Origin of the sequence: Protaetiibacter intestinalis, from assembly GCF_003627075.1 — a bacterium.
In the GTDB taxonomy this organism is placed as follows: domain Bacteria; phylum Actinomycetota; class Actinomycetes; order Actinomycetales; family Microbacteriaceae; genus Homoserinibacter; species Homoserinibacter intestinalis.
In genome coordinates, this window is the sequence record NZ_CP032630.1 from 1,997,409 (window position 1) to 2,014,736 (window position 17,328).

The 17,328-nt window shown below is 70.8% G+C and carries 15 protein-coding genes; 8 read left to right on the forward strand and 7 right to left on the reverse strand.

Features of this window, described 5'->3' with window-relative positions; all coding sequences use genetic code 11:
- Positions 1-24: 24 nt before the first annotated feature.
- Positions 25-1,542, reverse strand: a complete 1,518-nt coding sequence (gene glpK / locus D7I47_RS09440) for a glycerol kinase GlpK (protein WP_120762803.1) — start codon at positions 1,540-1,542, stop codon at positions 25-27.
- Between the two features lie 111 nt (positions 1,543-1,653).
- Between glpK and D7I47_RS09445 the strand changes: the two genes are divergently transcribed.
- The 3 genes from D7I47_RS09445 to D7I47_RS09455 are packed head-to-tail and all read left to right on the forward strand — an operon-like array spanning position 1,654 to position 6,103.
- Positions 1,654-2,238: a TetR/AcrR family transcriptional regulator gene (locus D7I47_RS09445; protein WP_157981690.1), complete on the forward strand. Its 585-nt coding sequence runs from the start codon at positions 1,654-1,656 to the stop codon at positions 2,236-2,238.
- A 32-nt stretch (positions 2,239-2,270) separates the two neighbouring features.
- The gene (locus D7I47_RS09450) at positions 2,271-4,004 is read left to right on the forward strand and encodes an ABC transporter ATP-binding protein (protein ID WP_120762805.1); all 1,734 of its coding nucleotides are present in this window, start codon (positions 2,271-2,273) and stop codon (positions 4,002-4,004) included.
- Complete coding sequence (locus D7I47_RS09455; protein ID WP_319592659.1) at positions 4,001-6,103, forward strand: ABC transporter ATP-binding protein; 2,103 nt, start codon at positions 4,001-4,003, stop codon at positions 6,101-6,103. The genes D7I47_RS09450 and D7I47_RS09455 overlap by 4 nt, the downstream gene beginning before the upstream one ends.
- 379 nt (positions 6,104-6,482) lie before the next feature.
- On the opposite strand, the gene rmuC is transcribed toward D7I47_RS09455, so the two are convergent.
- Complete coding sequence (gene rmuC / locus D7I47_RS09460; protein WP_120762806.1) at positions 6,483-7,853, reverse strand: DNA recombination protein RmuC; 1,371 nt, start codon at positions 7,851-7,853, stop codon at positions 6,483-6,485.
- 229 nt (positions 7,854-8,082) lie between these two features.
- On the opposite strand from rmuC, the gene D7I47_RS09465 reads away from it, so the two are divergent.
- Positions 8,083-9,579 carry a CoA-acylating methylmalonate-semialdehyde dehydrogenase gene (locus D7I47_RS09465; protein ID WP_120762807.1) on the forward strand — a complete coding sequence of 499 codons (1,497 nt, stop codon included), beginning with the start codon at positions 8,083-8,085 and terminating at the stop codon, positions 9,577-9,579.
- A gap of 170 nt (positions 9,580-9,749) precedes the next feature.
- Here D7I47_RS09465 and D7I47_RS09470 read toward each other — a convergent pair whose 3' ends face one another.
- The 3 genes from D7I47_RS09470 to D7I47_RS09480 form a co-directional block, all read right to left on the reverse strand.
- On the reverse strand, positions 9,750-9,962 hold the full coding sequence (locus tag D7I47_RS09470; protein WP_120762808.1) for a response regulator: 213 nt from the start codon (positions 9,960-9,962) through the stop codon (positions 9,750-9,752).
- A gap of 178 nt (positions 9,963-10,140) precedes the next feature.
- Positions 10,141-10,731: a 3'-5' exonuclease gene (locus tag D7I47_RS09475; protein ID WP_120762809.1), complete on the reverse strand. Its 591-nt coding sequence runs from the start codon at positions 10,729-10,731 to the stop codon at positions 10,141-10,143.
- Positions 10,732-10,870: 139 nt separating this feature from the next.
- Positions 10,871-11,146 (reverse strand): hypothetical protein, encoded by a 276-nt coding sequence (locus D7I47_RS09480; protein WP_120762810.1) that lies wholly within the window; start codon positions 11,144-11,146, stop codon positions 10,871-10,873.
- Between the two features lie 500 nt (positions 11,147-11,646).
- On the opposite strand from D7I47_RS09480, the gene ychF reads away from it, so the two are divergent.
- The 3 genes from ychF to D7I47_RS09495 all read left to right on the forward strand — a co-directional run bounded on the left by ychF (position 11,647) and on the right by D7I47_RS09495 (position 14,096).
- A complete protein-coding gene (gene ychF / locus D7I47_RS09485) occupies positions 11,647-12,723 on the forward strand; it encodes a redox-regulated ATPase YchF (protein WP_120762811.1) in 1,077 nt (358 codons plus the stop codon).
- A 110-nt stretch (positions 12,724-12,833) separates the two neighbouring features.
- Positions 12,834-13,700: an AraC family transcriptional regulator gene (locus tag D7I47_RS09490; protein ID WP_120762812.1), complete on the forward strand. Its 867-nt coding sequence runs from the start codon at positions 12,834-12,836 to the stop codon at positions 13,698-13,700.
- 81 nt (positions 13,701-13,781) lie between these two features.
- Positions 13,782-14,096, forward strand: a complete 315-nt coding sequence (locus D7I47_RS09495; protein ID WP_120762813.1) for a hypothetical protein — start codon at positions 13,782-13,784, stop codon at positions 14,094-14,096.
- A 50-nt stretch (positions 14,097-14,146) separates the two neighbouring features.
- On the opposite strand, the gene D7I47_RS09500 is transcribed toward D7I47_RS09495, so the two are convergent.
- Positions 14,147-15,865: an insulinase family protein gene (locus D7I47_RS09500; RefSeq protein ID WP_120762814.1), complete on the reverse strand. Its 1,719-nt coding sequence runs from the start codon at positions 15,863-15,865 to the stop codon at positions 14,147-14,149.
- 74 nt (positions 15,866-15,939) lie between these two features.
- Positions 15,940-16,521, reverse strand: a complete 582-nt coding sequence (locus D7I47_RS09505) for a 1-acyl-sn-glycerol-3-phosphate acyltransferase (RefSeq protein ID WP_120762815.1) — start codon at positions 16,519-16,521, stop codon at positions 15,940-15,942.
- Between the two features lie 55 nt (positions 16,522-16,576).
- Here D7I47_RS09505 and D7I47_RS09510 point away from each other — a divergent pair, with 55 nt between their 5' ends.
- Entirely contained in the window at positions 16,577-17,311 is a 735-nt protein-coding gene (locus tag D7I47_RS09510; RefSeq protein ID WP_157981691.1) for a class I SAM-dependent methyltransferase, read from the forward strand.
- The last annotated feature ends 17 nt before the right edge of the window (positions 17,312-17,328 follow it).

The following is a 17,328-nucleotide window of genomic DNA, read 5'->3' on the forward strand; positions in this document are numbered from 1 at the left end:
TCTAGAGGCTGGCGTCGCGGGGGTTCACTCCACCCAGTCGAGGGTGCGCTCGACGGCCTGGTGCCAGCGGGCGATGCCGTGCTCGCGGGCGGCGGCGTCGATCCTCGGCTCCCAGCGGCGGTCCTCCGCCCACAGCTCGCGCAGCTCGTCGAGGTCCCGCCACAGGCCCACGGCGAGGCCGGCGGCGTAGGCGGCGCCGAGGGCCGTCGTCTCGGTGACCTCGGGGCGCACGACGGGCAGGCCCAGCACATCCGCCTGGAACTGCATGAGCAGTTCGTTGCGCACCATGCCGCCGTCGACGCGCAGCTCGGTGATGGGGCTCGGGAGCTCCGCGTTGGCCGCCGCGAGCACGTCGAGGCTCTGGTAGGCGACCGCCTCGAGGGCGGCCCGGGCGAGGTGCGCCTTCGTGACGAAGCGGGTGAGCCCCACGATCGCGCCCCGCGCATCCGGGCGCCAGTAGGGGGCGAACAGCCCCGCGAAGGCGGGCACGATGTAGACGTCGCCGTTGTCGTCGACGCTCGAGGCGAGGGCCTCGATCTCGGAGGCGTCGCGGATGATGCCGAGGTTGTCGCGCAGCCACTGCACGAGCGATCCGCTCACCGCGACCGAGCCCTCGAGGGCGAAGCGCGGCGGCTCGTCGCCCAAGCGGTAGGCGACGGTCGTGATGAGCCCCTGCTCGCTGTGCACGATCTCGGCGCCGGTGCCCACGATGAGGAAGTTGCCGGTGCCGTAGGTGTTCTTCGACTCGCCCGCCTCGAAGGCGGCCTGGCCGAAGGTCGCGGCCTGCTGGTCGCCGAGGATGCCCGCGATCGGCACCTCGCGCAGCAGGCTCGCCGAGTCGGCGTGACCGAACACCTCGGAGGAGGAGCGGATCTCGGGCAGCATCGCGCGCGGCACGCGGAAGGCCGCGCACAGCTCGTCGTCCCAGTCGAGGGCCTCGAGGTCCATGAGCAGGGTGCGGCTCGCGTTCGTGACGTCGGTGGCGTGCACGCCGCCGTGGGAGGCGCCGCCCGTGAGGTTCCACAGCACCCAGCTGTCGGGGGTGCCGAAGGCGAGTTCGCCCGCCTCGGCGCGCTCGCGGGCGCCCTCGACGTGGTCGAGGATCCAGGCGATCTTGGTGGCCGAGAAGTAGCTCGCGAGCGGCAGGCCGGTCTGCGCGGCGAAGCGCCGGATGCCGCCCTCGGCGGCGAGGGCGTCGACCGCGGGCTGGGTGCGGGTGTCCTGCCAGACGATCGCGCGATGGATGGGCTTGCCGGTCGCGCGATCCCAGACGATCGCGGTCTCGCGCTGGTTGGTGATGCCGATCGCCGCGACGTCGTGCCGGGTGATCTCGGCGTCGCCGAGCGCCTCGCCGATGACGAGGCGGGTGTTGCGCCAGATCTCCGTCGCGTCGTGCTCGACCCATCCGGGCTTCGGGAAGTACTGGCGGTGCTCCCGCTGCCCCGAGCTGACGATGCGCCCGCGGTCGTCGAACACGATGGCGCGGGTGCTCGTCGTGCCATGGTCGATCGCGACGATGTGGCGAGGCTGCGGTGCGCTCATGTCCGCGAGAGTACGTACTTTTGGGCGTCGAAGGCGGCGTGTCGGCCCAAAAGTGCGTACTTTCGCGGAGGAAGTTGCGGAGTGAGTGCTCACTCACTTAGGATCGCGGGCATGGCACTGCCGGAGGAGTTCGTCGTCGTGCGGGAACGCGCGCGCCCGCTCGCCCCGGGCGAGCGCCGCGAACGGATCCTGGAGGCCGTGCTCCCGCTGCTGCTCGAGAAGGGCCGTGACGTCACCAGTCGGGAGCTCGCCGAGACGGCCGGCATCGCCGAGGGGACCGTGTTCCGAGCCTTCGGCGACAAGGACAGCCTGCTCGAGGCCGGACTGCAGAAGCTGCTGGACCCCGCGCCGTTCCGCGAGGAGCTGCGCCGCATCCCGCACGACCTCCCGCTCGAAGACAAGGTCACCGCGATCGTCGACGGCCTCCGCGGCCGCTTCCGCGAGGTGTTCCGGATCATGCAGCTCTTCCAGGTGCAGGGCCCGCCCCGGCGCCCACCGGAGGCGGGGGAGGACTGGCTCGAGATCGTGCGGGAACTGCTCGAGCCCGACATCCACCGGCTCGCCGTGCCCGTCGACACCGTCGCCTGGTACATCCGCCTCGTCGCCTTCGGGGCCAGCATCGAGCCCTTCAACCACTTCCGCCCCTTCGACTCCGCCGAACTCGCGACCGTCGTCGTGCACGGCGTCTCCGCCTGAACCAGCCACCCCATCCATCGAAAGAAGCCCCCGTGCTCGGCAAACTCCTCGTGCGCTACCTGAAGCCCTACTGGCCGCTGCTGGTGGCGGTCGTGATCTTCCAGCTCGCGCAGTCGATCGCATCCCTCTACCTGCCGGCGCTCAACGCCGACATCATCGACGACGGTGTCGCGAAGGGCGACACGGGCGTCATCCTCGGCCTCGGCGGCATCATGCTGCTCGTCACGCTCGGCCAGATCATCGCCTCGATCCTCGCCGTCTACTTCGGCGCCAAGGCCGCGATGGCCCTCGGACGCGACCTGCGCGCCTCCGTGTTCCGCCGGGTGGGCGAGTTCTCCGAGCGCGAGGTGGCCCGCTTCGGCGCCCCCTCGCTCATCACCCGCACGACCAACGACGTGCAGCAGGTGCAGATGCTCGTGCTCATGACGTGCACGATCCTCGTCTCGACGCCCATCCTCGCGATCGGCGGCGTCATCTTCGCGCTGCGCGAAGACCTCACGCTCTCCTGGATCATGGTCGTCGCGGTGCCCGTGCTGCTCGTCGCCGTCGGGCTCATCATCTGGCGGATGGTGCCCCAGTTCCGCAAGATGCAGTCGCGCATCGACACCGTCAACCGCATCCTGCGCGAGCAGCTCACCGGCATCCGCGTCATCCGCGCCTTCGTGCGCGAGGAGCGCGAGCGCGAACGCTTCGCGGTCGCCAACGACGAGCTCACCGACACCGCGCTGCGGGCGGGGCGGCTGTTCGCGCTCATGTTCCCCGTCGTCATCCTCGTGCTCAACGTGTCGAGCGTCGCGGTGCTGTGGTTCGGGGCGTTCCGGATCGAAGACGGCGACATGCAGATCGGCTCGCTCATCGCCTTCCTCAGCTACCTCATCCAGATCCTCATGGCCGTCATGATGGCGACCTTCCTCGCCGTGCTGCTGCCCCGCGCGGCCGTCTCGGCCGACCGCATCGGCGAGGTGCTCGACACCGAGCCCTCGGTCGTCGCGCCGGCCACCCCGGTCACCGAGCTCGCGCCGGGCGGCGAGGTCGAACTGCGGGAGGCCACGTTCGCCTACCCGGGTGCCGAGGCGCCCGTGCTGCACAAGGTCTCGTTCACGGCGCGGCCCGGCAAGACGACCGCCATCATCGGCTCCACCGGATCGGGCAAGACGACGCTCGTCAACCTGCTGCCGCGGCTGTTCGACGTCACAGGCGGCGCGGTGCTCGTCGACGGCGTCGACGTGCGCGAGCTCGACCCCGAGCTGCTGTGGGGCCGCATCGGCCTCATCCCGCAGAAGCCGTACCTGTTCTCGGGAACCGTCGCCTCCAACCTCCGCTACGGCAACCCCGAGGCCACCGACGAGCAGCTGTGGGCGGCGCTCGAGATCGCGCAGGCGCGCGACTTCGTCGAGGCGATGCCCGAGCGGCTCGAGGCGCCCATCGCGCAGGGCGGCACCAACGTCTCCGGCGGGCAGCGGCAACGGTTGGCGATCGCGAGAGCGCTCGTCAAACGGCCCGAGATCTACGTCTTCGACGACTCCTTCTCGGCGCTCGACACCGCGACGGATGCCCGGCTCCGGCAGGCGCTCGCGCGCGAGGTGGGCGAGGCGACCATGATCGTCATCGCCCAGCGCGTGTCGACCATCCTGCAGGCCGACCAGATCGTCGTGCTCGAGGACGGCGCGGTCGTCGGCCTCGGAACCCACGACGAACTGCTCGCGAGCTCCGAGGAGTACCGCGAGATCGTCGAGAGCCAGCTGAGCGTGGAGGAGGCGGCGTGAGCGCCGAGCAGACCCCGGCCGAGAGCGAGGCACCCGCCCGTCCGGTCGCCCCCGCCCGCCGCCCCGGCCCGGGCGGCGGAGGCGGCCCGTTCGGCGGAGCCGGCATGCCCGCCGAGAAGGCCATGACCTTCGGACCCTCCGCGCGACGCCTCGTCGGGCGGCTGCGCCCCGAACGCCTCGGCGTGCTGTTCGTCATCCTGCTCGGCACGATCGCCGTCGTGCTGAGCGTCATCGGGCCCAAGGTGCTCGGCCAGGCGACCAACCTCATCTTCGAGGGCGTGATCTCCGCCCAGCTGCCGCAGGGCGTCACGAAGGAGGAGGTGATCGCGCAGCTGGAGGCCGCCGGCAACACGACACAGGCCGACATGCTGCGGAACATGGACCTGCGTCCGGGCGAGGGCATCGACTTCTCCGCCCTCGCGCTCGTGCTCGGCATCGTGCTGCTGCTGTACGTGGCCAGCTCCGTCTTCATGTGGCTGCAGGGCTACGTGCTCAACGGCATCACGCAGCGCACCGTGCTGCGGCTGCGGCGCGACGTCGAGGCGAAGATCCACCGGCTGCCGCTCAAGTACTTCGACCGGATGCCGCGCGGCGAGCTGCTGAGCCGCGTCACCAACGACATCGACAACATCTCGCAGAGCCTCCAGCAGACGCTCTCCCAGCTGCTCACCTCGCTGCTGACCGTGGTCGGCGTGGTCGTGATGATGTTCGTCATCTCGCCCGTGCTCGCCCTCATCGCGCTCATCGCCATCCCGATCACCCTCGTCATCACGGTGCTCGTCGCGAAGCGCTCGCAGAAGCTCTTCGTGGCCCAGTGGACCCACACGGGAACCCTCAACGCGCAGATCGAGGAGGGCTACACCGGCCACTCGCTCGTGAAGGTCTTCGGGCGGCACCGCGAGGTGCAGGCGCGCTTCGACGAGAAGAACGAGGAGCTGTTCCGGGCGAGCTTCGGGGCGCAGTTCCTCTCGGGGCTCATCATGCCCGCGACGATGTTCGTCGGGAACCTGGTCTACGTCGGGATCGCCGTGGTCGGCGGACTGTTCGTCGCCAACGGCACGATGCGGCTCGGCGACGTGCAGGCCTTCATCCAGTACTCGCGTCAGTTCACGCAACCGCTGTCGCAGCTCGGATCGATGGCCAACCTGCTGCAGTCGGGCGTCGCATCCGCCGAGCGGGTGTTCGAGCTGCTCGACGCCGAGGAGCAGGTGGCCGACCCGGATCCCGCCGAGTCGCCCGCGAACGCGACCGGCCGCCTCGCCTTCGAGGACGTCTCGTTCTCCTACGACCCCGCGAAGCCGCTCATCCACGACCTCTCGCTCGTGGCGGAGCCCGGGCAGACGGTCGCCATCGTGGGGCCGACGGGGGCGGGCAAGACGACGCTCGTGAACCTCATCATGCGGTTCTACGACCCGAACGTCGGCCGCATCACCCTCGACGGCGTCGACACGACGCGGATGACGCGCGACGACCTGCGCTCGCGCACCGGCATGGTGCTGCAGGACACCTGGCTGTTCGGCGGCACCATCCGCGACAACATCGCCTACGGCCGCCCGGATGCCACCGAGTCGGAGATCATGGACGCCGCGACCGCCGCGTACGTCGACCGCTTCGTGCACTCGCTGCCCGACGGGTACGACACCGTGCTCGATGACGAGGGCGGCAACGTCTCGGCGGGCGAGAAGCAGCTCATCACGATCGCACGGGCGTTCCTCGCGAAGCCGTCGGTGCTCATCCTCGACGAGGCGACCTCGTCCGTCGACACCCGCACCGAGCTGCTCGTGCAGCGCGCGATGAGCGCGCTCCGGCGCGACCGCACCTCGTTCGTGATCGCGCACCGGCTCTCGACCATCCGGGACGCCGACCTCATCCTGGTGATGGAGGACGGCGCGATCGTCGAGCAAGGCACCCACGATGAGCTGCTCGCCGCGCACGGCGCCTACGCGCGCCTGTACGAGGCGCAGTTCGCGGCACCCCTCGACGACCAGGACGCGGCGGAGGTGCCGGCACTCGTCGGCGCGCCAGATGCGCCGCCCACGACGGGCGACATCGTGCGCGAGGCGCTCGCCGAGGAAGGCGCCCCCGAGAACGCGGAGTAGCGGCGCCGCCCGCGCCGACCCGGCCACCGCCGAACGCGGGCGGAGCAGCATCCAGGCGGCGGGAGTCGTTGCTCCCGCCGCCTGCTGCGTTCTCCACCCACCCGGACGTGGGTCCTCACGTTTCGGAGCCTTCGCCCGCCGTCACGTCATGCACGTCGCCGTTCCGGGTGTCTTCGCAACTCAGGAGATCCCGCTCCCACGCGGCCGCAAACCCTCCCGCGCGACGGATCTCCTGAGTTGCGATCCACGGTGGTCTCGCAACTCAGGACCGGATGCGTGAGGGGTGCCCCCGGCGGCGCCACACGCCGGATCTCCTGAGTTGCGAAAAGGACCTCGGGGTGAGGGGGATGGCGTGGGCCCGGCGAGGCGATTCGGTGCGTCAGGCGGTCAGGGGCTCGTCGTCGGCGACGGACCCCGCCGGAGTCGCGAGGTCGGGGTCGATCTCGGGGCGCCCGGCGCCGAGCTCGTCGAGCGCGGCGAACTCCGACTGGGTGAGGTGCTTGGGGGTCTCCTCGATCATGCGGGGCTCCCCGATGACCTTCGACTCGTCGAGACCGTCGAGCTTGCGGGCGGTGACGAGCACGCGCTGCTCGAGCGAGCTCGCGAAGGCGTTGTAGCTCGTCACGGTCGACTCGATCGAGCGGCGCAGCTTGTCGGCGTGCTCGGAGAGCGTCGCGAGGCGTCCGTAGAGCTCCTTGCCGAGGTCGAAGAGACGCTTCGCGTCCTCCGTGAGCACGTCCTGCTGCCATGTGAAGGCGACCGTCTTCAGCACGGCCCAGAAGCTCACGGGGGAGGCGAGGGCGATGCGCTTGGAGAACGCGTACTCGAGCAGGGTCGGATCCTGGTCGAGGGCCGCGGCGAGCAGCGGCTCGTTCGGGATGAAGGCGATCGTGAACTCCGGGCTCGACTCGAGGCCCGTCCAGTAGCTCTTGCCGGCGAGCGCGTCGACGTGCCCCTTGACCTTCTTGGCGTGGGCCGCGAGCAGCGCGGCGCGGCGGGCCTCCTGCTCGCCGGTCGCCGTGGAGGGGATGGCGCTCGCCTCGATGTAGTCGTTGTACGGGACCTTCGCGTCGACGGCGATCGACTTACCACCCGGGAGGTTCACGACGAGGTCGGGGCGTCGCGAACCGGACTCGGCCGCGATCGTCGACTGCAGCGAGAAGTCGACGCGGTTGAGCAGCCCCGCCGACTCGACGAGCGAGCGCAGCTGGGTCTCACCCCACACGCCGCGCGTGGCGTTGTTGCTCAGCGCGCTCGCGAGCTTCTCGGCCGTGAGGCTCAGGCGCGCCTCGGACTCGGCGGCCGTCTTGAGCTGCTGCGAGATCTCGCCGTGCTGCTGCGCGCGCTGGGTCTCGAACTCGACGACCTTGCGCTGCATCGAGGTGAGGGTCTCCTTGACGGGCGCGAGCTCCTGCAGGATCTTGTGCTCGGCCGCCGTCTCGGCCTGGCGCTGCCGGGCCTCGGCCTCGTGGCGCTCCACCGTCTCGCGGTACTGCTCCTGCGCGGCCGCGAGCTGCTCCCGCAGCCCGGCGAGCGAGGCCTGCGCCCCGGCGAGCGTGCGCTCCACCTCGGCGCGGGCGGCCGCCTCCTGCGCGCGCACCTCCGTCACGAGCGTCTGGTGCCGCGCCTCGAGCACGGCCGCATCCGCGCCACCCGACCCGGAGCGTGCCCGCACGACGAGGGCGGCGGCGACCGCGCCGACGACGAGGCCGATCGCGAGCCCGATGAGCAGGGGCAGCAGAGCATCCATGCCGCCAGTGTCGCAGCGGCCGCCGACATCCCCGCGACGACCGGCCGCCGCATCCGCTCTCCGGTCGCGCCCGCCCATGTCGAAAATGCAGGAGAGACGGATGCCGCGGCCGCCTCAGCCCCCGGAAACACGGGTTCCGCGCCACAGATCTCCTGCATTTTCGACAGAGGAGAACAGTCGCTCACATCCCGAAAATGTTAACGAAATGTCTGCGAGTAGCCTCCTGAACATGGCTGCTGAGATCCTCGACCACTGGGTGGGCGGTGCCGTCTTCACCGGCGAGTCCACGCGCACCGCGCCCGTCTACAACCCCGCGAAGGGCGTCGTGCAGAAGGAGGTGCGCCTGGCGTCCGCCGCGGATGTCGACCACGCCGTCGCCACGGCCAAGGCCGCCTTCCCGGCCTGGAGCGAGGCGAGCCTCGCCAAGCGCCAGACCGTGCTCTTCGCGTTCCGCGAGATCCTGAACGCCCGCAAGGCGGAGCTCGGCGCGATCCTCACCGCCGAGCACGGCAAGGTCACCTCGGATGCGCTCGGCGAGATCGCGCGCGGCCTCGAGGTCGTCGAGTTCGCGTGCGGCATCCCGCACCTCGTGAAGGGCGAGTACTCCGAGAACGTGTCGACGGGCGTCGACGTCTACTCCGTGCGGCAGCCGCTCGGCGTGGTCGGCATCATCAGCCCCTTCAACTTCCCGGCGATGGTGCCCATGTGGTTCTTCCCGATCGCGATCGCGGCCGGCAACACGGTCGTGCTGAAGCCCTCCGAGAAGGATCCGAGCGCCGCGATCTGGATGGCCGAGGCCCTCCAGGAGGCCGGCCTCCCCGACGGCGTGTTCAACGTCGTGCACGGCGACAAGGAGTCGGTCGACGCGATCCTCGACCACGCGGATGTCGCATCCGTCTCCTTCGTCGGCTCCACCCCGATCGCGAAGTACGTCTACGAGCGCGGCACGGCGGCCGGCAAGCGCGTGCAGGCGCTCGGCGGCGCGAAGAACCACATGCTCGTGCTGCCCGACGCCGACCTCGACCTGGTGGCCGACTCGGCCGTCAACGCGGGCTTCGGCTCGGCGGGCGAGCGCTGCATGGCGATCTCGGTGCTCGTCGCCGTCGAGCCTGTCGCCGACGAGCTCGTCGCCAAGATCTCGGAGCGGATGTCGGGGCTCACCGTCGGCGATGGCACCCGCGGCTGCGACATGGGTCCGCTCATCACGCGCGAGCACCGCGACAAGGTGGCAGGCTACCTCGACGTCGCGGTGACGGACGGCGCCGAGCTCGTCGTGGACGGCCGCGGCATCGAGGTCGACGGCGACGCCGACGGCTTCTGGCTCGGGCCGACCCTCGTCGACAAGGTGCCCACCACATCCGCCGTCTACCGGGACGAGATCTTCGGGCCGGTGCTCTCGATCGTGCGCGTGCAGTCGTACGAGGAGGGGCTCGAGCTCATCAACAGCGGCCGCTACGGCAACGGCACGGCGATCTTCACCAACGACGGGGGAGCGGCGCGCCGCTTCCAGCGCGAGGTGCAGGTGGGCATGGTCGGCATCAACGTGCCGATCCCGGTGCCGGTGGGCTACTACTCCTTCGGCGGCTGGAAGGACTCGCTCTTCGGCGACACGAAGGCCTACGGCCCGGATGCGATCCACTTCTTCACGCGCCAGAAGGCCGTGACCTCGCGCTGGCTCGACCCCTCGCACGGCGGCATCAACCTGGGGTTCCCCCAGAACGGCTGATCACCTCGTTCCCGTTGGCGGGAGCAACCGCACCAGCGGGCGGAGTTCGCGTCACGCGGCGGGAGTAGTCGCCCTCGCCACGTGAGCGGTTCGCCGCCCGGTATGGATGAGGTCAGGATGCTGGCGCGCGCCTTCGCGGGTCGCGGATGCGCGGGCGTCGAATCGGATGCTCAGATCGCGGAGTCGAAGCGGTACGGCACCGTCGTAGGCCCGTCGTGCGGGCCCGTGTTCTCGGCGTCACCCGCGCGACGGTAGATAAGCTGCCCCTGCTCCCATGGCAGCACGAGCTCGTCGTCGACCGCATCGACCGTGGTCGCGTCGAGGGGGATGATCTGCGCGTCGAGCGGGCCGCCGCTGAGGCGTCCCAGGATGGTGTCGGACATCGTTCCTCCGTTCCTGTGTCAGCCTACGGCTCGCGGGCGGGGAAGCGGATACGCGGCGGGAGCAACTACTCCCGCCGCCTGGGAGCTTCGCCGGCCGCGCGGCGGTTGCTCCCGCCGGGAGAAGGGGCACAGCGGTGGTGGGTTGCCGGGTTGCAGCGGAACGCAGGGACGGCGGGGCTCAGGAGGCGACGGCGACCGCGGGCGGCACCGTGGTGGCGATGCGGATGCCGGCCAACCCGGCGAGTTCGGGCAGGTCGATCGCGCCGTGCCGGTCGGCCGCGTGGATCATGATGGCCGCGCACGCCTCCGCGTCGGCGACCGCGTCGTGGTGGGGGAAGTCCTCGAAGCCGGCGGCGAGCGCCACCATCGGCAGCCGGTAGGACTCGAGCGTGTAGGTCTTGCGGGCCAGCTGCAGGCTGCACATGTAGGAGTACGCCGGGGTCGCGAGGCCGGTCGCCGCGCACGCCGCCTTGATGACGCCCATGTCGAAGCCGGCGTTGTGGGCCACCAGGATGTCGGCGCCCGCGAACTCGACCAGGTCGGGGAGCTGCTCGACCCATCCGGGTGCGCCCTCCACGTCGGAGGCGCGGATGCCGTGGATGCGGGTGTTCCACTCGACGAAGTGGTCGTGCCCGGCGGGGGGCTGGATGAGCCAGCCGATGCGGTCGACGATCTGGCCGTCGCGCACCTTTACGAGACCGACCGAGCACGCGCTCGCGCTGGATCCGTTCGCGGTTTCGAAGTCGATCGCGGTGAAATCCAGGGGCACGTTCCGACTCTCGCACGGGGCACCGACAGCGGCTGCGGGGCGCGCCGGGTGCGGGCGAATGGCGGGGCGGATGCGACGGGGCCGTTGCCGGTCTTCCCGGCAACGGCCCCGATGGTGGTTGCTGTGCGGCGTCGCGGCCTCACATCAGGCGGGCGAGCGCGTAGCTGCGCTCGCGCTCGCTCTGCCGGCGGGTCCGCTCCAGCTCGCGCTGCAGCAGCGCGAGCTCATGCGCGTTCGCGAGCCGCTCGTAGCGGGCGAGCTCGCGCCCGGGCCGACGGCCCCAGCGGATGAGTGCCACACCGAGGTGCAGCGCGGCACGGTCGAGCAGCCCGGCGCGGCGCGTCGGCCGCAGCACGGGGAGCTGATCGTGCGGAGGGGTGGTCTGACGCACGGTGCGCGTCACGGTGGTGTTCATGGTGGTGTCCTCGTGAGGTGGTGGTGTCGGGAGCACCGGGTGCGGCGCTCCGGGAGGGTGCCGCTCGTGACGGCACGGTACCGACCACCACCGACATCCGGTGGGGTCGTGGACGGGGCGTGAACCGCGGATCGGACGATCCGTGTTCGGGCTTCGAGAGCGTCGCCACCGTCGGGGACGGTGGCGCAGAAACGCCTAGCCTTCCCGGACGACGAGGACGCCGACGAAGCCGGCGCGATATGCGAGACGCGTCTCGCGGAGGGTGAATGCTGCGTTCATCGGTCCGGCTCCTTTCGGTATCTGGGGTCGTGCCGACCTTCGGCACGAGGTGACACGTTAGCCCCGCCCCGGGTGCCGACGCAAGCATCCCGGGCGTGTCGCGCCGCATCCGCTCTTCGTTCGGGAGGATGACACGCCGCATCCGAGCCTCCGGAAACACCCTGTGCGGCGCGTCGTCCTCCCGAACGAACAGGCGGCGCCCGCCGGTAGGCTTGACGCCCGTGGCTCTTACCATCGGCATCGTCGGGCTCCCCAACGTGGGCAAGTCGACCCTCTTCAACGCCCTCACCAAGAACTCCGTGCTCGCGGCGAACTACCCGTTCGCGACGATCGAGCCGAACGTCGGCGTGGTGAACCTGCCGGATGAGCGGCTCGGCATCCTGGCCCAGATCTTCGGCAGCGAGCGCATCCTGCCGGCCACCGTGAGCTTCGTCGACATCGCCGGCATCGTGAAGGGCGCCTCCGAGGGCGAGGGGCTCGGCAACCAGTTCCTCGCCAATATCCGGGAGGCGGATGCGATCGCCCAGGTGGTGCGCGGCTTCGCGGACGACGACGTCGTGCACGTCGCGGGCGCCGTGAACCCCCAGGACGACCTCGAGGTGATCACGACCGAGCTCGCCCTCGCCGACCTGCAGACCCTCGAGAAGGCGATCACGCGCCTCGAGAAGGAGGTGCGCGGCAAGAAGGCCGACCCCGCGGTGCTGGATGCGGCGCTCGCGGCGAAGAAGGCGCTCGACGAGGGCACCCCGCTGTCGCGTGCGAGCGGCATCGAGCTGGGCCTGCTCAGGGAGCTCGGCCTCATGACGGCGAAGCCCATCATCTACGTGTTCAACGTCGACGAGGCGGTGCTCACCGATGCCGCCCGCAAGGAAGAGCTCGCGGCGCTCGTGGCGCCCGCGAAGGCGGTCTTCCTGGATGCCAAGGTCGAGTCGGAGCTCATCGACCTCGACCCGGAGGATGCCGCGGAGCTGCTCGCCTCCACCGGCCAGGACGAGTCGGGCCTCGACCAGCTGGCCCGCATCGGCTTCGACACCCTGGGCTTGCAGACCTATCTGACGGCGGGCCCCAAGGAGGCGCGCGCCTGGACGATCCGCAAGGGCTGGAAGGCCCCGCAGGCGGCGGGCGTCATCCACACCGACTTCGAGCGCGGCTTCATCAAGGCCGAGGTCACCTCCTTCGAGGATCTCGTGGCGGCCGGCTCGCTCGCCGAGGCCCGCGCCCGCGGCAAGGCCCGCATCGAGGGCAAGGACTACGTCATGCAGGACGGCGACGTGGTGGAGTTCCGCTTCAACGTCTGAGGCCCCGTGCTCGCACCGGGTCCGCGCAGACGCACCCGACAGAATCGAACCGGGATGATCGGGCGCGACGCGCGCCCGCGGATCGAGAGTGGTGGGCGAAGGGAGTCACCGTGATCGAGATCCTCAATCACCTGGTCGATGAGATCGAGCGCCGGCTGGGCGAGGAGGTCGACGTCGATGCGCTGGCCGCATCCCGGGGAACCACCGGCTACCACGCGCGTCGCATGTTCTCGTCGCTCGCCGGGATGCCGGTGTCGGAGTACGTGCGACGTCGGCGGATGACCGTCGCCGCGGCGGACGTGATCGGCGGCGAGGAGCTCCTGACGATCGCCGTGCGCTACGGATACGGATCCGTGGAGGCGTTCGGGCGGGCGTTCCGGTCCGTCCACGGCGTGAGCCACGGCGACGTCCGTCGCGACGGCGGCCCCCTTCGCACCCAACCCACCCTCAGGTTCCGCCTGACCGTCGAAGGGAGCTCCGCCATGGACGCCCGCATCATCGAACGACCCGCCTTCCGCCTCGTCGGCCACGCCGCGCGCGTGCCGTTGATCCACGACGGCGTGAACCCGCACATCCAGCGGCACATCGCCTCGCTGCCGCCCGAAGCCCACGCGAGGCTCAAGGAGCTCGGCAACTCCGAGCCCGCCGGCATCCTGCAGGTGAGCGCCGACGTCGACCCCGACTACCGGGAGGGGAGCGAGCTGAGCTACCTGCACGGCGTCGCGGTCGACGCGGATGCCGAGCTCCCGGGCGAACTGGATGTGATCGACGTCGAGGAAGGCGCGTGGGTCGTGTTCCGCGCGACGGGGCCGTATCCGGCCGCGCTTCAGTCGGCGTACGCCGCCTCGGCATCCGAGTGGTTCCCGTCGAATCCCTGGCGGCTGCGCCCGGGGCCGTCGATCGTGGCGGTCGTCGAGCGCGCCGAGGACTTCAGCACCGCGACGTGCGAGCTGTGGTTCCCGGTCGAGCGCGGCTGAGGCGAAGAGTCGGACCCTGAACGTGGTGCTCCCGCACCTCGACGTCTGGTCGTCCGCCGGATGATCCGACATGCTTGCCCCATGGCCGACCTCCTCGTCGAGATTCACGTCCCCCTCACGCGCCGCGATGTACCGGAAGGGGAATACCCCTTCCCCTGGATCGACGAGGTCATGGAGTTCCTCTTCGAACTCGACGGATCGACGGGTGAGGTGTTCGACGACGGCGAGGAGTGGGACGGGGAGTACCTGTTCTTCGTCCACGGAGCCCCGGAGGCGGAGCTCATCTCGCTCGCGCGTCAGGTCGCGAACCTTCCCGGAGTGCCTGCGGGCGTGTATGCGACCGTGACCGACACCGAGGCGGACATGGGCGGCGGCATCCGCGTCGATCTCGACTGACGGTCGAGACCGAGCGGGGTCCGTGACCGACCGGGGAATCGTGAGGCTGATCAGGGCCCGTCGATGGCGGCTGTGGCCCGGCGGCGGCGGAAGACGCCGACGAAGAGCAGCGTCGCGAGCGCCGCGAGCACGGCGACGAGCGTCCACCCGGCAGCCGTGAGGCGGATCAGGGCGCCGTCGTGGTTCCCGGAGGCGACCGAGTCGGAGAGGCCGAGTGCGAACGGGAACGCGACGGTGAGCATGAGTGCGAGGAGGGCGCCGAGGACGCCCGCCCACGGCCCGTACCCGCTCCACCGCATCGACGCGCCGACCGGTATCTCCTCGGGTGGGCGCGCGGGCAACGGGATGGTGACGTCGGACAGGCGTTCGTCGAGCGTCGACAGGGTCGAGACGTCGAGATCGGCGTACTGGGTCGGCTCGATGACCACGCGGAAGCCGTCACGACCGATGAGCGTGCGCGCGCCGTCCGGCAGGGTGAGGTAGCCGACGCAGTCGGCGTACCGCACGGTCACGTCGCCCTCGGGGGTGTGCAGCGAGGCCCCCTCTTCGCCGATCTTCAGCGCGTACTGCGGCTGGCCGCGCACGGGGAACACCTCGCCGTCGACGGCGGATGCCGACCAGCGTGGCGCGGCCGTGAACCCCGCCCACTCGAGATCGCCCTCGGGGATCTGGGCGATCGCATCCGCGTAGAAGAGCTCCGCGACCTCGGCGATCTCGGTGGCACCGATCTCGAGCGATTCGGCGGCGAAGGTCGCGGGGTCCTCGACCGGCTCGCCCATGAGCTGGTCGAAGGCGGACGTGAAGAGGAAGCCGACGTCGGTCGCGGCGAGCGCGGCGATCTCGGCCACCGTGGCGCGTACCGCGTCCAGGTCGCGATCCTCGACGTCGCCCGCACGCAACCGCAGCAGAACGTCGATGACGCCGTGCGTGACGGCCTCGTGACGTTCGGGCAGCGCGTCGGCCTGAAGCGTCACGTGGGCGCGCGCGCCGTCGATCGGCTGGTAGTCGCTGGCGGCGGTGTAGGAGAGGCCGGCTTCCTCGCGGAGTTCGCGGAAGAGCATCCGACCCGCGACGCGGCTGAACATCGAGCTGGCGGCCGACCGCGGCAGCACCGCGTCGAGCAGCACGCCTCCCGGAGCGCCCACGACGTATGCGGGGTGCGGCCGTTCGGCCTCCTGCCACTCGGGCACGGGTATCCGCGGTCCGTCGGGCAGCCTCATGTCGAGGCCGGCGGGGATGCGGTCGGACGTGAGCCAGAGCACGGCGTTGCCGCGTGTGAAGCGGGTGCGTGCCCACTCGCTCACCGCGGCGGCGTCGATCCGGCCGAGCCCCACCTCGCCGTAGGGCACGATTCCCGGGCCCTGTGCGCCGTACCGTTCGGTGCGCTGGATGTCGACGGCGCCGCCGCCGCCCTGCGCGCGCTCCGTGCGCAGCACGTCCTTCTCGGCCTCGAGGCGCTCGAGCGGCAGTGCGCGCAACGCCGCGCACAGCCCGTTGAGGTAGGCGACGACGGCGCGTTCGCTGCCGGTGACCTGGAAGGCGGTGAAGGTGTCGTTCGTCGTGCCGTTGTGATCGAGGGCGCCGACGTCGCGCCCGTGCAGGGCGAGGTGCTCGACGAGGTGCGTGACCCCCGCGGCGACGAGCGGCTCGTCGGCGCGGCCCACCCGGAAGAGCAGCCCCGCGGTGAGCGGACCGGGACGCGCTCCGTGCAGGGTCGGGATCCCGTCGACGGCGGTCGCGATGTGTGACGGCGTGGAGGTCGAAGACATGTCGAGTCAGTATCCGGCGCGCGCCGGAACACGGTCAATCGCCCGTCTCCACCCCGTCCGGGGGCCTCGTCGGGTCAGAGCGCCGCGGGGTCGGCGACCTCGGAGGAGAGGCGCGGCTCCGAGCGGTGCTCGGGCCGGAAGCCCGCCTTGTCGGCGTAGAAGGCGCGGATGCGGTCCATGTCGGCCGCGACGTCGCCCGTGAGCTCGAGGGTCGGGCCGAGCCCCGTCGTCATCGTCGTGCGGTCGACGTAGCCGAGGGTCACCGGCATCCCCGACTCGCGCGCGATCCGGTAGAAGCCCGACTTCCACGGTCCCTTGTTGGTGCGCGTTCCGTCGGGGGTGACCACGAGGCCGAAGACCTCGCCCGAACGGATCCGCTCGACCACCTCGCCGACGACGCGGGCCGGGTCGGCGCGGTCGACCGGGATGCCGCCGAGCGCGCGCATGATCGGTCCGCGCCATCCGGCGAACAGGCTCTTCTTGCCGAGCCAGCGGATGTCGATGCCGAGCCGCCAGGCGATCGCGAGCATGAGCACGAAGTCCCAGTTGGAGGTGTGCGGGGCGCCGATGAGCACGGTGGGCCGGGTGGGCGCGGTCTCGGTCACGAGCTTCCAGCGGGAGAGGGCCCAGAAGGTCCGTGCGATGAGGCGGCGCATGCGGCCACGGTATGCCAGCACCCATGGCGCCGGCCGCATACGTCAGGATGGGCCCGTGACCGATCCCGCCGTCGCCCGCGACGCGCTCTTCGACCCGGGCGAGGTGCGGGGTCTCTTCGATCGGATGTCGCGCAGCTACGAGCGGATGAACGTCGTGGCCTCGTTCGGCTTCTCGGTGCGCTGGCGCCGTCAGCTCATGGCGCTCGTGCCGCCCGACGTGCAGGCGCATCGGGTGCTCGACGCGATGTCGGGGATGGGGGAGACCTGGAGCCGGCTGCTGCGGCGCTTCCCGCGCTCGGAGGTGGCCGCGCTCGACTTCTCCCCGCGGATGGTGGCGCATGCGCGCGAGCGCAGCCGCGACCGTTTCGGCGGGCGTTTCCACGTGTACGCCGAGGACATGCTCGACTCGGGCCTGCCCGACGCGTCCTTCGACGTCGTGGTGAGCGCCTTCGGGCTGAAGACCTTCGACGAGGAGCAGAGCCGCCGCTTCGCGGACGAGCTGGCCCGCATCCTGCGGCCGGGCGGCGCCTTCGCGTTCGTCGAGGTGACCGAGCCGCCGAACCCCGTGCTGCGCCGCCTCTACGACTGCTACCTCTCCCGCATCATCCCGATCGTGGGTGCGCTGCTCGTCTCCGACCCCGTCGAGTATCGGATGCTGTTCCGCTACCTGCGCGCCTACGGCGACGGCTCGCGTTCCGAGCGCGCGCTGGCCGAGCACCCCGCGCTGACCGTGACGCGGCATGAACTGTTTTTCGGGTGCGCCGTCGGTTTCAGCGGACGGCGGGTCTAGTGTGTAATCCTCAGCGG

Excerpts from the sequence above, each read along its gene's own strand:
- glpK (WP_120762803.1), bottom strand. The coding sequence starts at position 1,542 with ATGAGCGCACCGCAGCCTCGCCACATCGTCGCGATCGACCATGGCACG.
- rmuC (WP_120762806.1), bottom strand. The coding sequence starts at position 7,853 with ATGGATGCTCTGCTGCCCCTGCTCATCGGGCTCGCGATCGGCCTCGTC.
- D7I47_RS09500 (WP_120762814.1), bottom strand. The coding sequence starts at position 15,865 with ATGTCTTCGACCTCCACGCCGTCACACATCGCGACCGCCGTCGACGGG.
- D7I47_RS09470 (WP_120762808.1), bottom strand. The coding sequence starts at position 9,962 with ATGTCCGACACCATCCTGGGACGCCTCAGCGGCGGCCCGCTCGACGCG.
- D7I47_RS09480 (WP_120762810.1), bottom strand. The coding sequence starts at position 11,146 with ATGAACACCACCGTGACGCGCACCGTGCGTCAGACCACCCCTCCGCAC.
- D7I47_RS09445 (WP_157981690.1), top strand. The coding sequence starts at position 1,654 with ATGGCACTGCCGGAGGAGTTCGTCGTCGTGCGGGAACGCGCGCGCCCG.
- D7I47_RS09495 (WP_120762813.1), top strand. The coding sequence starts at position 13,782 with ATGGCCGACCTCCTCGTCGAGATTCACGTCCCCCTCACGCGCCGCGAT.
- D7I47_RS09465 (WP_120762807.1), top strand. The coding sequence starts at position 8,083 with ATGGCTGCTGAGATCCTCGACCACTGGGTGGGCGGTGCCGTCTTCACC.
- D7I47_RS09505 (WP_120762815.1), bottom strand. The coding sequence starts at position 16,521 with ATGCGCCGCCTCATCGCACGGACCTTCTGGGCCCTCTCCCGCTGGAAG.